At 71.7% G+C, this 13,439-nt stretch carries 11 protein-coding genes; 8 read left to right on the forward strand and 3 right to left on the reverse strand.

Annotated elements, in window-relative coordinates:
- The first annotated feature begins 341 nt into the window (after positions 1 to 341).
- Positions 342 to 1,544, forward strand: a complete 1,203-nt coding sequence (locus AC3EVP_RS17910) for a S53 family peptidase (protein ID WP_435131019.1) — start codon at positions 342 to 344, stop codon at positions 1,542 to 1,544.
- A 64-nt stretch (positions 1,545 to 1,608) separates the two neighbouring features.
- Here AC3EVP_RS17910 and AC3EVP_RS17915 read toward each other — a convergent pair whose 3' ends face one another.
- The 3 genes from AC3EVP_RS17915 to AC3EVP_RS17925 all read right to left on the reverse strand — a co-directional run bounded on the left by AC3EVP_RS17915 (position 1,609) and on the right by AC3EVP_RS17925 (position 3,664).
- A complete protein-coding gene (locus tag AC3EVP_RS17915) occupies positions 1,609 to 2,547 on the reverse strand; it encodes a hypothetical protein (protein ID WP_435131021.1) in 939 nt (312 codons plus the stop codon).
- 5 nt (positions 2,548 to 2,552) lie between these two features.
- Positions 2,553 to 3,131, reverse strand: a complete 579-nt coding sequence (locus tag AC3EVP_RS17920; protein ID WP_435131023.1) for an RNA polymerase sigma factor — start codon at positions 3,129 to 3,131, stop codon at positions 2,553 to 2,555.
- 98 nt (positions 3,132 to 3,229) lie between these two features.
- Complete coding sequence (locus AC3EVP_RS17925; protein WP_335976859.1) at positions 3,230 to 3,664, reverse strand: hypothetical protein; 435 nt, start codon at positions 3,662 to 3,664, stop codon at positions 3,230 to 3,232.
- 262 nt (positions 3,665 to 3,926) lie between these two features.
- On the opposite strand from AC3EVP_RS17925, the gene AC3EVP_RS17930 reads away from it, so the two are divergent.
- From AC3EVP_RS17930 to AC3EVP_RS17960, 7 genes are all read left to right on the forward strand, one after another.
- Positions 3,927 to 5,036 (forward strand): glycoside hydrolase family 18 protein, encoded by a 1,110-nt coding sequence (locus AC3EVP_RS17930; RefSeq protein ID WP_435131025.1) that lies wholly within the window; start codon positions 3,927 to 3,929, stop codon positions 5,034 to 5,036.
- A 620-nt stretch (positions 5,037 to 5,656) separates the two neighbouring features.
- The gene (locus tag AC3EVP_RS17935; protein ID WP_435131027.1) at positions 5,657 to 7,327 is read left to right on the forward strand and encodes an ABC transporter substrate-binding protein; all 1,671 of its coding nucleotides are present in this window, start codon (positions 5,657 to 5,659) and stop codon (positions 7,325 to 7,327) included.
- Positions 7,328 to 7,363: 36 nt separating this feature from the next.
- Entirely contained in the window at positions 7,364 to 8,413 is a 1,050-nt protein-coding gene (locus AC3EVP_RS17940) for an ABC transporter permease (protein ID WP_435131029.1), read from the forward strand.
- Entirely contained in the window at positions 8,410 to 9,309 is a 900-nt protein-coding gene (locus tag AC3EVP_RS17945; RefSeq protein ID WP_335976853.1) for an ABC transporter permease, read from the forward strand. The genes AC3EVP_RS17940 and AC3EVP_RS17945 overlap by 4 nt, the downstream gene beginning before the upstream one ends.
- Positions 9,306 to 10,958: a dipeptide ABC transporter ATP-binding protein gene (locus tag AC3EVP_RS17950; protein ID WP_435131031.1), complete on the forward strand. Its 1,653-nt coding sequence runs from the start codon at positions 9,306 to 9,308 to the stop codon at positions 10,956 to 10,958. The genes AC3EVP_RS17945 and AC3EVP_RS17950 overlap by 4 nt, the downstream gene beginning before the upstream one ends.
- Before the next feature lie 12 nt (positions 10,959 to 10,970).
- On the forward strand, positions 10,971 to 12,173 hold the full coding sequence (locus tag AC3EVP_RS17955; RefSeq protein ID WP_435131032.1) for an acyl-CoA dehydrogenase family protein: 1,203 nt from the start codon (positions 10,971 to 10,973) through the stop codon (positions 12,171 to 12,173).
- Between the two features lie 9 nt (positions 12,174 to 12,182).
- On the forward strand, positions 12,183 to 13,430 hold the full coding sequence (locus AC3EVP_RS17960; RefSeq protein WP_435131034.1) for an LLM class flavin-dependent oxidoreductase: 1,248 nt from the start codon (positions 12,183 to 12,185) through the stop codon (positions 13,428 to 13,430).
- The last annotated feature ends 9 nt before the right edge of the window (positions 13,431 to 13,439 follow it).

Below are 13,439 nucleotides of genomic sequence, written 5' to 3' on the forward strand. Positions count from 1 at the left end.
CTTCCCTCCTATGGGCCGCTGTCGGCGTGCGCTGTCACGTCCGCGGCGTAGTGCGCCCTGTCCGCGATGCCGTCGGTGGCAACCGCTGTGGAGGAGCTGGTCGTGTCGTTCTGGAACGCGGGAATCGACAAGCGCCAGCACCACGCGGCCCCGGCGCCCGGGCGGCCCGAGGAAGGCGGCGCCTGCTGAGGCGATTTCGGCGGCCCGGGCGTCCCCTGCCCTTCGCCGTCCTCCCCTGACGCGGCAGCGCCCGGCCCGCCCCGCCTCACCAGGCGGCTGCGAGCCGGGCAGGCTGCCGAGGCCGACACCCCGATCGGCCATGACCCCCTGAGGAGAGTCACATGCAACTGCGCTCACGCGCAAAGCTGTTGGGCATGGGCATAGCGGCCCTGGTGGGAATCCCGCTGGCGGTCCTCGGCCCCGCCGGGTCCTCACAGGCAGCGGCCTCACCGACCGCGAAGACCGCGCACTCCTGCGCCACGGCCAAGGCGGGATACGCGTCCTGCAAGGCGATCGTCCGCACGGATGTCGTGCAGGCCGAAAAGGTGTCGCCGAACGCCACGCCGTCCGGATTCGGCCCGTCCAGCCTCCAGTCGGCGTACGCGCTGCCGTCGGCGACGGCGGGTGCGGGCCGCACGGTGGCGATCGTCGACGCGTACGACGACCCGACCGCCGAGGCCGATCTCGGCGTGTACCGCAGCCAGTTCGGGCTGCCGGCCTGTACGACCGCGAACGGCTGCTTCAAGAAGGTCGACCAGAGCGGCGGGACCACGTATCCCCGCAAGGACGGCGGCTGGGGGCAGGAGATCTCGCTCGACCTCGACATGGTCTCGGCGATCTGCCCGAACTGCCACATCCTGCTGGTCGAGGCGAAGAGCTCCAGTTTCGCCAACCTGGGCGCGGCGGTGAACCAGGCGGCCGCCACCCCCGGAGTGGTGGCGATCAGCAACAGCTACGGCGGTTCGGACGCCTCCGACGCGAGCTACGGCTCCTACTACAACCACCCGGGCATCGCGGTGACCGCCAGCTCCGGCGACAACGGGTACGGCGCGAGCTACCCGGCCTCCTCGCACTACGTCACCGCCGTCGGAGGCACGAGCCTGACGACGGCGTCGAACTCCCGCGGCTGGTCCGAGACCGCGTGGAGCGGCGCGGGCAGCGGCTGCTCGGCGTACAACACCGCGCTCAGCGGCGCCGCTTCGTTCGGTACGGGCTGTGCGAACCGTGCCGAGGCGGACGTCTCGGCGGTCGCCAACCCCTCGACCGGTGTCGCGGTCTACGACAGCACCGCCTACCAGGGCTACGTCGGCTGGATGGTCTTCGGCGGCACGAGTGTGTCGTCCCCGATCATCGCGTCGGTGTACGGGCTGGCCGGCAACACGGCCTCCATCGACAACAACTACCCGTACACGCACTCCTCTTCGCTGAACGACGTCACGTCGGGCAGCAACGGCAGCTGCACGACCACCCAGTGGTGCAACGCCCGCGCCGGCTGGGACGGTCCGACGGGCCTGGGCACGCCGAACGGCATCGGCGCGTTCTGACGCCGGCCGCACGTCCGGTCGCCGGGCCGGAAGGGAGATCCCCCTTCCGGCCCGGTCTGCGTGGTCACGCGTGGCCGTGGGACGTTGTCGGGCTCGCCGCGGCGGCAGGCGTCGCGGGCCGGGCGGCGCGGGGCGTGGCGGTTTGCGGCGGGGACGCCGACGGCGCCGCCGCTGCGGGCGAAGCCGCTGTCGGCGAAGCTGCCGTCGGCGGTCTGCCGTGGCCGGGCGTGTGCTCGCCGGTGAGCTGTGCGCAGTAGGAGGCGACCTTGGCCGCGCCGCCCGCGGCGGCGTCGAGGCGGCGCTGCGCCGTCGCGTCCAGGTGCTCACCGCGCTGGGGGGCCCGCAGGTAGGAGGCGCACAGCCCCTTCAGGCCCGGCTGTGCCGCGGTGCTCTCGCCGGGCGCGGCAGGATGTGTGGACGCCGGTCGTGAGGCGGTCGGCGCCGTGGCGCTCGGGTCGGGGACGGGCCGCTGGGGCCCGGCGGCGCCGGAGGCGCCGGCAGAGGGCGATGCCGCGGAAGCCGAGCGGCTCTCGGCGGGCGTGCCCCCACCGGTGCGGAACGGACCCGGCAGCGTCCCGGTCGTCGCGGCGATGGCCACCCCGCTCAGTACCGATACCGCGGCGATGCCGCCGACCAGCACCTTCGTCGGGCGGGAGGCCCGCCGCCACCGGGCTCGCCGGCACCCTGGGCCGGCCGGTGTCCGGGCGCGGCGACGGGCGTCGCGGAACGCCTGGAGCGCGAGTTGCTCGCCGTTCGTGCCGGCGGGCAGCGAGTCCGCCTCCTCGACGGCGCTCGCCAGCAGCCGGGCGAGGTCCGCGGCGCGCGGGTCGTCGTGAGAGGCGTCGGGCCCCGCGTCCAGCAACTGCTCCGCCGTCCGGGCATCGAGCCAGCCGGTCGGCCCCGCCGACGCGCCCCGGAGCGGTCCCGGCAGGTCGGCGGGCTGGTCGGCGGGCTGGTCGGGGGCGGAGCCCTTCCGCTGTTCCGGGCGCTCGTTCGTGGTCACTGTCGTCACTTCTCCTCGGTGCCGCCGGCGTGGCGCATGCGCTCTGCGAGGCGTCTCAGGCCGCGGTGGGCGGCGGTGCGGACGGCGCCGGGCTGCTTGCCCAGGACCTGGGCGGCCATGGGGGCGTCGAGCCCGAGCACCACCCGCAGCAGGACGGCCTCGGCCTGGTCGCGCGGCAGCGCCGCGATCAGGGACAGGGCGTGCGCGGTGGCGAGGCTCTCCAGGGCCAGCCCCTCCGAGTCCTTCTCGGCCCGCAGTTCGGCGACCGCGTCCCCGAGTTCGGTGGTCCGCGGTCGGACGTAGCCCCTGCGCAGGTGATCCAGCCCGCGATTCCGGGCGATCGTCGCCGTCCAGGCACGGAAGGCGGGCCCGTCCCCGCGGAAGCCGTCCAGGCCGCGCACGACGTCGTGCCACGTCTCGGATGCGACGTCGTCGGCGTCGTTGCCGACGAGGCCGCGCAGATAGGCCACCAAGCGAGGGTTGAGCGTGCGGTAGAGGCGGGCGAACGCCGCCTCGTCACCCGCACGCGCCTTTGCGAGGGCAGCGGCGAACGCCGCCTCGTCCGTCGCGCCTCTCCGGGGCACCTGCGCTCTTTCCACCTGTCCTCGTCGTGCTCGTCGGCCGCCGGGACGGTGGTACCCGCCGCCGGCGCCGGCCCTCTTGTGCTCCCGGCCCCGCGGAACTACCCCTTGGTCCGGCCGGCCACGGCGAGGCAGAAGAGGCGCAGGCTGTCCCGCGACCCGTTCTCGTAGCGTTTCACCGCCTTGCCCAGCGGGTTCCACAAGCGGCCGTCGGGCGTCCGGACACCGAGCGGCTGTCCGAAGATAGCGCGCTGCCCGGTGTCGAATTCCACCCACACCGCGCCGGCGCTGCGCACCAGGACCTCACCGGTGTAGGCACCGAGGGTCAGCAGGGTGCGGGCCAGGTGCGCGGCCTGCGGTTCGCCCCGGCGCAGGCCGTCGATGATGCGGTCGACCAGAGCCAGGCTGCCCGGCGAGTAGTCCAGTGCGAGCCCCGACCGCTCGCGCACCGTGGCCACGAAGTCCGCCGCCAAGTACGGCCCGGACCGCGGGACCACGGGAAGGGCGTCCGCCCCCTGCTCCGCGACCAAGTCCACCACCCCATCCCTGCCGCTCCACGTGGGAATGCGTGTCGAACAGGGGACGCAGCGGTCGCCGAAAGTGTTACACCCCCTTCCGGCTGCGGCGGCATCGCAGTCCGGGGGCTGCGCAGGGCGCCCGCAGCCTGCCGGTGCCGGGCCTTCCGCCCTTCTTGTCGCGGTATGCGGGTGCATGGGCGGCTCCTTGACAAGGTCCAGACCAATCCACCACCCTGTGCCACCCCTTCACGGAGAACCACCTGATCGCCAGGAGGCGTTCATGCGTGTGCCGTTCGGAAATGTGAAGTCCTTCGCGGCGGCAGCCGCGCTGCTGGCCGCCGCGGTCGTCGTGCCCGCGGCCGCGCCGGCCGCCTCGGCGAGCGCGGCGGCGACACCGCCGCAGGTCTACGGCGCCTGGCAGTGCGGCAACGACGCGTGTACGTGGGCGACGGTGCGGGACATGACCGACTTCGACCAGGCGAACCACTGGCTGGTCGACCGCGGTGACGGACGCCCCTCGGTCAACCTGGTGGTGCTCAGCTTCGTCAACCCGTTGACGCTGCTGAACGGCACGACGAACAGCGGCAACACCGACGGCGTCCCGGTCGGGATGAACCAGGCCGTGGTGGACTACTTCACCAGCCACGGCATCCGCGTGATGCTCTCCATCGGCGGCATCACCTACACCGACGACTGGAACACCGCACTGGCGCAGAACGCGACCCTGCTGGGGCAGAAGGCAGCGGCCCTGGCGTCCCAACTCGGCGTCGGCATCGAGATCGACTACGAGCAGAGCTCCGGACCGAACACCGCCGGACTGCAGGCCTTCATCGACGCCTACCGGGCCGCGAACCCCTACGACGCGTCCGGCGCCGACCCGACCGCCCGCCTGACCATCGACGTCGCCGCCGGCGACCGCTGGCTCATCGACCTCGACCAGTACGCCACCGCCCACTGGCTCACGCCCGGCAACCCGGTGCTGGACTACGCCAACGCGATGGTGCCGAGCAAGCAGCCGTCGGCGAGCGGCGCGGAGTCCAACTGGCAGGAGCACCTGGACGGCAAGCCCAACTACAGCCCGGCCATCCCGCCACTGGCCCCGGCGAAGTTCACCGGCAGCCTCTACATCGCCGAGGGCTCCCAGGTCCGCCCCGAGTGCACCGACTTCCCGTCGTCGGTGACGAACGCCACGGGCTCCTGGACGCAGGGCGCGGCTCCCGCGGGAGCCGGTACCACCAACGGCCTGCTCGGCTACATGTTCTGGGCCGCCGAGCGCCCCTCCACCCGCGGCGTCACCACCACCCCGCCCGACTCCTGTGAGGGCGGCGTCGGGGCCGGCGCCACCGCCTTCGACATCCCCCTGCCGATGCCGGCACTCCGGCAGAACTGACCGTCCCGGAGGCCCCCGTCCGCCCGGCCCCGGCCCGTGTTCATCCTTCGGCGCGCGGGGGCCGGGCGGTGCTTTTCCCGTGGGGAGGCCGCCGGGCAGAGCGGGTGCGCGTCTCGCGATCTGGTCCCGCTCTTGACCGTTCCTGCCCGCGGATGTCAGTCTCTGGCTCATGCCGTGGACCCCGCTGACCAGCTGCCGGGTGGTTGATTACATGCTGATCGCCACCAGCGCGTGTCGCTTCTGCTGACGATTCTTCCCGCCGACCGTTCTCACCGGTCGATCGCCGGATTCCGTCAGACCGTCCACCCCCTTCGTTCCGCCGCCCCTGCCGCCCCGTTCTCGCGGCCCTGATGCGTGAGCGAACCCGCTTCCCCGTCATGAACTTCTCGTAACGCGCCGCCCGTTCCCGCTGCGCTGCTTCCCGCCGCGTTGGCTGCGGCCGCGCCGCGTGTCGCCGGTGTGCGTCTTCGTCGCGTCCACCGCGCGTACGTGTGAACTCCTCGTCACGCACTCCCCGTTCCTGCTGCGCCCCTGCCTGCCGCCATACCCCGCCGTTGTGCGCGCCGTCGCGCCCACCGGTGGCGGTTCCGTGCGGCCCAAGAAGGAAGACAGTCCAGGCCATGACCATGCTCCGTCCGCGCCGCCCCTCGCTCGTGCTCGGCGCCATTGCCACCGCCACCGCCTCCGCCCTGCTGCTCACGGCGTGCGGTTCATCAGCCGGCGGCTCGAACTCATCGGGCTCTCAAGGCGGTTCGCCGCAGACCGGTGGCACGCTGACGTTCTACGACCCCGTGCAGTACGAGGACTGGCAGACCACCAACTCGCTGTGGTCGGTGAGCCAGGTCACCGACAACATCGGCGAACGCCTCATCTGGCAGGACCCCAAGACCGGCAAGCTGCTGCCGTGGCTCGCGACGTCGTGGTCGGTCAGCGCCGACCACAAGACCTACACCTTCCACCTCAAGCCGGACGTCAAGTTCACCGACGGCACCGCGCTGACCTCCCAGGTGGTCAAGGACAACTTCGACCAGCACGGCTTCGGCGACAAGAAACTGGGCATCCCCGCCGACCAGTTCTGGAACGGCTACGCCGGCACCAAGGTCGTCGACCCCACGACGTTCCAGATCAGGCTGAACACGCCGGACGCCGGCTTCCTCCAGGTGCTGTCGAACTACCGGGCTTCCACGATCCTCGCCGAGTCGTACGTCAAGCTGAACCTCGCCGGGCAGAGCAAGGTCCAGAACTGGGTCGGCACCGGCCCGTTCAGGTACGCCGGAGGTGACGGCGTCAACGAGGTCGTCCTCAAGCCGAACCCGCACTACACCTCCTGGCCGACCGGCTCGGCCCACACCGGCCGGGCGTACCTGAACGAGATCGACTTCAAGTACGTCCCGGAAGAGAGCACCCGCATCGGCGCGTTGCAGTCCGGCCAGGCGCAGGTCGTCCGCAACCTGTCGCCCACCGACGAGCAGACCGTCGGCTCCTTCGGCGGCCAACTGGAGTCGTTCGGTGTGCAGGGCGAGACGAACGCGCTCGCCGTCCAGGTCAGGCCCGGCCTCATCACCGACGACAAGCAGGTGCGGCTCGCCCTCAACGCGGCCACCGACCGCAAGGAGATCAACCAGGCCGTCCTGTCGTCGAACTACGGCATCCCGATCGGCCCGCTCGTCAAGGGCACACCGGACGCCCCCGACCTGTCGAGCTACCTCGCCTACGACCCCGGCAAGGCCAAGCAGCTGCTGGAGAGCGCCGGTTGGGCGGCGAAGTCGGACGGCTACCGCTACAAGGGCGGCCAGCAGCTGCACTTCGACATCTGGGTCGCGCCGTTCTACCAGGTCTCCGAGCAGGTGCTGGAGGTGCTCCAGTCGGAGTGGAAGAAGGTCGGCGTCAAACTGTCGATCCACAGCGTCTCGCTCGACCAGTACGAGGCGATCAGCGCGGCCGGCGGCACGGGCAGCGAGAAGTTCTCGTTCAGCCAGTCCCAGACCTCGACGGCCGACCCGAACGTCCTGCGTGTCGACTACGACACCACCCGCGCCAACGGCCTGGGCCAGGACGCGAAGAGCCCGGACCCGAAGCTGAACCAGCTGGTGCGCGACCAGGCCGAGGCCTTCGACCCGGCCAAGCGCGCCGCGACCGTCAAGGAAGCCGGCGAGTACCTGTACCAGCAGGGCTACAGCATCCCGCTCTACGACGAGACGCAGGTCTTCGGCCTGTCGTCCAAGGTGCACGGCTTCGGGACCGAGTCGACCGCCCGCGCCTGGCTCTACGACACCTGGCTGGGCAAGTGACGCCCGGAAACCGGCGAAGGGGCCGGTGACGAGCACATGCGACGCTACCTCCTCACCCGACTGGCACAGGCGCTCGCCGTCCTGTGGGCGGCCTACACCCTGTCCTTCATCCTCCTGAGCGTGCTGCCCGGCGACGCCATCAGGAACCGGATCAACGCGCCGGACTCCCTGATGACACCGCAGCAGGCGCAGACGCTCCTGGACTACTACGGATCGAACCGGCCACTGGTCGAGCAGTACTTCCGCGACCTGTACGGCCTGTTCACCGGTGACCTCGGCTACTCGATCACCAACGGCGGCAAGGTGTGGAGCCTGCTGACGCTCAACCTGCCCTCGACGGCGAAACTCACCGGTCTGGGCCTGGTGTTCGGGCTGGTCTTCGCGGTGATCGTCGCGCTGCTCATCAACTACGCGAAGTTCGGCTGGCTGCGGGACACCCTCAGCTTCCTGCCGGCCCTGTTCACCTCGGTGCCGATCTTCGTCATCGGCATCGTCGTGCTCAACGTCTTCGCCTTCGACCTGCATGTGATCCCACCGGTGGACGACCACACCTTCACGGCGCTGATCGCACCGGCGGCGACGGTGGGGCTGGTGGTCTCGGGGCCGCTGTCCCAGGTGCTGAGCAACTCCGTCCGGCGGACCCGGGGCCAGCCGTTCGTCCACGTCATGCACGCCAAGGGCGCGGGGGAGGGGTACATCTTCCGCAAGGACGTCCTGCGCAACTCGCTGCTGCCGGTGCTGACACTTCTCGGCCTGACCATCGGCGAACTGCTCGCCGGCGCGGTCGTCACCGAGACCGTCTACGGCCGCGCCGGCCTGGGACAGCTGATCGTGACCTCGGTCAACACCCAGGACCTGCCGGTCGTCCAGGGCATCGTGCTGCTGACGACGGCCATCTACGTGACCGTCAACTTCGCCACCGACATCGTCTACACCGTCATCGACCCGCGGATCGCGCTCGACGCGAGGACGACCCGCGTCACCCGCGCCAGGCGGGCCGCGACGGCCCAGGAACCCGGCACAGACCCCGCCGAGGCGGCTGAACCGTCCGGCACGCGCGACCCGGTTGAGGTGGCAAGGCCATGACCACGACGACAGAAACCGCAGACCTCCTCGACGCCGGGCCCGGAAAGCCGGCTCCCGCCGAACGCGGCAGGTCCCGGGCCGTGACCGGCCTGGTGTGGCTCGCCCGGCACTGGAGCCTGGTGCTGGCCGTCGCGATCGTGGCGCTCATCCTGCTGTGGGCGATCGTGCCCGGCCTGTTCACCAGCCAGGACCCGCTGGCCATCGCGCCCACGCAGAAGTTCCTCCACCCCTCCGCCCAGCACTGGTTCGGCACCGACCAGCTCGGCCACGACGAGTACACCCGCATCATCTACGGCGCCCGCCCGTCGCTGGCCAGCTCCGCCCTGGCCGTCGCCATCGGTGTCGTCGTCGGCTCCCTCGTCGGCGCGGTCTCCGGGTGGTTCGGCCGGTGGGTGGACGCGGTGATCATGCGCGGCATCGACGTCGTGCTGTCGATCCCCGGCTTCCTGTTCGCGATCGTCATCGTCGTGGTGCTCGGCTTCGGCATCATGCAGGCCGCGGTCGCGGTCGGCCTCACCTCCTCGGCCACCTTCGCCCGCCTGATCCGCGGCGAGGTGCTCAAGGCCAAGGCCAGCACCTACGTCGAGGCGGCGGTGACCAGCGGCACCTCCTCGTCGGCGATCCTGCGGCGCCATGTGCTGCCCAACTCGATCGCCCCGACCATCTCGCTCATCACCTTGCAGTTCGGCGTGGCCATCATGTGGATCGCCTCGCTGAGCTTCCTCGGACTGGGCGCCCAGCCGCCGCAGCCCGAGTGGGGCCGCCTGGTCACCGACGGCCGCAACTACATCGCCACCGCCGACTGGCTCACGCTCTGGCCGGCCGTCGTGATCACCGTGGCGGTGCTGGCCACCCACCACATCTCGCACTTCATCAGCAAGCGGAGCAGCGCATGACCCCCACCAACGGCTCCGCCCCCGGGAGCGCCGGCGACACCAGCGGCGAACGCCTGCTGGTGGTGGAGAACCTCCACGTCTCCTACCAGGTCGACCGGCGGCTCAAGCCGACCCTGCACGACGTCAGCTTCAGCGTCGCCCCGGGCGAGGTGATCGCGCTCGTCGGCGAGTCCGGCTCGGGCAAGACCACCACCGGCCACGCCGTCCTCGGACTGCTGCCGGCGAACGGGCGCGTCACCGGCGGCCGGATCACCTTCCGCGACCAGGTGCTGACCGAACTGTCCCCGAAGGGCTGGCGCGCGCTGCGAGGCCGTGCCGTCAGCCTGATCCCGCAGGACCCGACCGTCTCGCTCGACCCGCTGCGCCGCGTGGGCGAGCAGGTCGAGGACACGCTGCTGCTGCACAGCGGCCTCAGCGCCGCGCAGCGCCGGCGACGGGTCCACGAGCTGTTCGAGACCGTCGGCTTCCGCGACGTCGAACTCCGGTACCGCCAGTACCCGCACGAGCTGTCGGGCGGCATGAAGCAGCGCGTCCTGATCGCCTCCGCGATCGCCGGCGAGCCCGACCTGATCATCGCCGACGAGCCGACCTCGGGCCTGGACGCCACCGTCCAGAAGCAGGTCCTCGACCTCATCGGCGACCTGTGCCGCCGCAACCGCACGGCCGTCGTCCTGGTCACCCACGACCTGGGGGTCGCCGCCGACCGCGCCGACCGGATCGGCGTCATGGAGCGCGGGCGGCTGGTGGAGGTCGGCACCCCCGACCAGATCTTCACCAGCCCGCGGCACCCGTACACCAAGCGGCTCGTCGGGGCGGTGCCGGGACGCGGCGCGGCGCCCGTCCGCGCCGCCGCCGCGACCGAGGAGCGCGAGCCCGTCATCACCGTCACGGATTTGCGCAAGTCCTACGGCGGCACCGACGCGGTCGCCGGCACGTCGTTCGAGGTACGCCGGGGCGAGACGTTCTCGATCGTCGGCGAGTCCGGCAGCGGCAAGTCGACGACGGCCCGCGTGCTCGTCGGGCTCACGGCGGCGACCTCGGGTTCGGTGTCCGTGCTCGGCACGGACATCACCCGGCTCGACCGGCGCGGCTACCGGCCGCTGCGCAAGGACGTCCAGATCGTCCACCAGAACCCGTACTCGTCCTTCGACCCGCGGTTCGACGTGTTCGACGTCGTCGAGGAGCCGCTGCGGGCCTTCCAACCCGCTCAACTGCCGTGGAAGCGCAGGAAGGCCAACCGCGACCGGGTCGTGGCCGCGCTGGAGGCGGCCGCCCTGCCGCCGTCGTTCGCCGACCTGCGACCGGCGGAGCTCTCCGGCGGCCAGCGCCAGCGCGTCGCCCTCGCCCGGGCGCTCGTGGTCGAGCCGAAGATCCTGGTGCTCGACGAGCCCATCTCGGCGCTCGACGTCTCGGTCGCCGCGCAGATCCTCGACCTGCTGGGCAACCTCCAGCGCGAGCGCGGGCTGACCTACGTCTTCATCTCGCACGACCTGGCGGTCGTGCGGGCGATCTCCGACCACGTGGCGGTCATGCGGAACGGTCGGATCGTCGAACAGGGGCCCGTCGACGACGTCTTCAGCCGGCCGTCGTCGCCGTACACGCAGAACCTGCTGGGGGCGATCGCCGGCCGGAAACTCGTCCACCTCTAACGAGCGAGGATCATGAACACCACTGCTGCCACACCCTCCCTCCAGCAGGCGCGGGCCGCGTTCAGCACGGTCCTCGCGGAGTTCGCCGACAAAGCGGGGGAGCGGGACCTCAACCGCGACAACCCCGTCGCCCTCGTCCGGGCCCTGGCGGACACCGGCTTCGGCCGGCTGCGCGTACCGGTCGAGCTCGGCGGCTTCGGCGTGGACCTGCCGACCCTGTTCGAGCTGCTCGCGCAGGCCGGCGAGGCCGACTCCAACGTGCCGCAGATCCTGCGCGGCCACTTCACCACCGTCGAGATCCTGCGGCACGCCGAGGACCGGGACACCGCGGCCCACTGGCTGCGCAAGGTCGCCGCCGGCGCCGTCTTCGGCAACGCGCAGTCCGAACACAGCGGACCGGCGTTCGAGACCACGACGAGAGTCGAGTCCGTCGACGGGCAGCACCTCGTGTCAGGGACGAAGTTCTACTCCACGGGGTCGCTGTACGCCGACTACATCCGCGTCGCGGTCGCGGACGACGAGGGGAACCGCTGGTTCGCCGTCGTACCCGCCCGGCACCCCGGCGTCGCCCACCTCGACGACTGGGACGGCATCGGGCAGCGCCTGACCGGCAGCGGCACCACGGTCTTCGACCGGGTACCCGTCGCCGAACACGGCGAACTCGGCCGCTACAAGGAGGACCTGCGGTCGCTCAACTCCTTCGTGCAGCTGGTGCACCTGGCCAACCTGACGGGCATCGCCCGCAGTCTGGTGGCCGAGACCGCCGCCCTGGTGCGGGCCCGCAGCCGCACCAGCCTGCACGCCCTGTCCGGCCAGGCCGCCACGGACCCCGACGTACTCGGCGTGGTCGGGCGCCTGTACGCCCACCGCTTCACCGCCGACGCCCTGCTGCGCCAGGTCTCCGAGGCACTCGAGGCCGCCGAGGCCGCCGACACCCCCGACGCCTTCGCCCAGGCCTACGTCGACACCTCGGCCGCGCAGGTCGCGCTCGTCGACACCGTCCTGGAAGCCGCCAACCTCGCCTTCCACGCCGGAGGTTCCTCCGCGGTGCGCGAGCGGGCCCACCTGGACCGCCACTGGCGCAACGCCCGCACGCTGGCCTCGCACAACCCCGTCGTCTACAAGCCCCGGGTGATCGGCGACTTCGTCGTCAACGGAGCCGGCCCCGTCAACGGCTACGACCGGGGCCGCGCGTCCGCGGCCGCCGACAACTGAGAGGTCCGCATGGCCAAGCAGCTCCACATCAACGTCAACATCCTCAACTCCGGTGTCTTCGGCGGCGCCTGGCGCCTGCCCGGCAGCGACCCGCTCGCCGCCTACTCGATCGACCACTACACCTCGATCGCCAAGAAGGCCGAGGAGGCCGCCCTCGACGCGGTGTTCCTGGCCGACGGCCCGGTCATCGAACCGATCATCCGCCACCGTCCCGGCAACAGCTTCGAGCCGTCGACCGTACTGGCCCGCATCGCCGCCCGGACCGAGCGCATCGGCCTCATCGGCACCCTCTCCTCCAGCTACAACGACCCCGCAGAACTGGCCCGCCGGATCGGGGACCTCGACCACGTCAGCGGCGGCCGGGTCGGGTGGAACGTCGTGACCACGGCCGGCGCCGCCGCCGCCCGCAACTTCGGCCGCGACGAGGAGCCCGAGCACGCGCTGCGCTACCGCCGCGCCGGCGACTTCACCGAGCGCGTCGTGCGCCAGTGGGCCGACCGCGAGGAGTTCACCTCACCCCAGGGCCGACCCGTGGTGGTGCAGGCCGGCGGGTCGCGCGACGGCCGGCGGCTCGCCTCCCGGGTCGGCGAGGTCGTCTTCTCCGCCGCCCAGGACATCGACGAGGCCAGGGCCTTCCGCGACGAGATCCGCGCCGGCACCGCCGAGTTCGGACGCCGCCCGGAGGACGTCGTGATCCTGCCTGGCCTTTCCACCGTGGTCGGCAGCACCGAGCAGGAGGCACGCGAGCGCCGCGAACTGCTCGACGACCTGCTGCCGCTGGCGTACGGCCGGACCCGGCTCGCGGGCCAGCTCGGCTTCCCGCTCGACGACCTCGACCTCGACCGGCCGATCCCGCGGGAACTGCTGACCGACCCGGACGAGGCCGGCGGCTCGCAGAGCTTCTACAAGATCGTGCGCGCGATCATCGAGAAGGAGAACCCGACGCTGCGCCGGCTGCTGCGCCGGCTCTCGGGCAGCAGCGGCCACCGCATCGTCGTCGGCACACCCGAGCAGATCGCCGACGACATCGAGCACTGGTTCCGCCACGGCGCCGCCGACGGCTTCAACGTCATGCCCGACGTCCTGCCGTCCGGCTTCGACCACTTCGTCGACGGTGTGCTCCCCGAACTCCGGCGCCGCGGCCTGTTCCGCACGGAGTACCAGGCGGACACGCTGCGCGGCCACCTCGGCTTCCCGATCCCGCCGGCCCCCATCGCCTTCGACGTGCCCGAGCAGGCGCTCGCCACCGCACGCTGAGCCAGGAGA

The organism is Actinacidiphila sp. bgisy144 (assembly GCF_057708105.1).

What these genes read in the sequence shown, in the direction of transcription:
- AC3EVP_RS17910 (WP_435131019.1), top strand. Translation starts at nt 342, where the DNA reads ATGCAACTGCGCTCACGCGCAAAGCTGTTGGGCATGGGCATAGCGGCC.
- AC3EVP_RS17930 (WP_435131025.1), top strand. Translation starts at nt 3,927, where the DNA reads ATGCGTGTGCCGTTCGGAAATGTGAAGTCCTTCGCGGCGGCAGCCGCG.
- AC3EVP_RS17935 (WP_435131027.1), top strand. Translation starts at nt 5,657, where the DNA reads ATGACCATGCTCCGTCCGCGCCGCCCCTCGCTCGTGCTCGGCGCCATT.
- AC3EVP_RS17940 (WP_435131029.1), top strand. Translation starts at nt 7,364, where the DNA reads ATGCGACGCTACCTCCTCACCCGACTGGCACAGGCGCTCGCCGTCCTG.
- AC3EVP_RS17945 (WP_335976853.1), top strand. Translation starts at nt 8,410, where the DNA reads ATGACCACGACGACAGAAACCGCAGACCTCCTCGACGCCGGGCCCGGA.
- AC3EVP_RS17950 (WP_435131031.1), top strand. Translation starts at nt 9,306, where the DNA reads ATGACCCCCACCAACGGCTCCGCCCCCGGGAGCGCCGGCGACACCAGC.
- AC3EVP_RS17955 (WP_435131032.1), top strand. Translation starts at nt 10,971, where the DNA reads ATGAACACCACTGCTGCCACACCCTCCCTCCAGCAGGCGCGGGCCGCG.
- AC3EVP_RS17960 (WP_435131034.1), top strand. Translation starts at nt 12,183, where the DNA reads ATGGCCAAGCAGCTCCACATCAACGTCAACATCCTCAACTCCGGTGTC.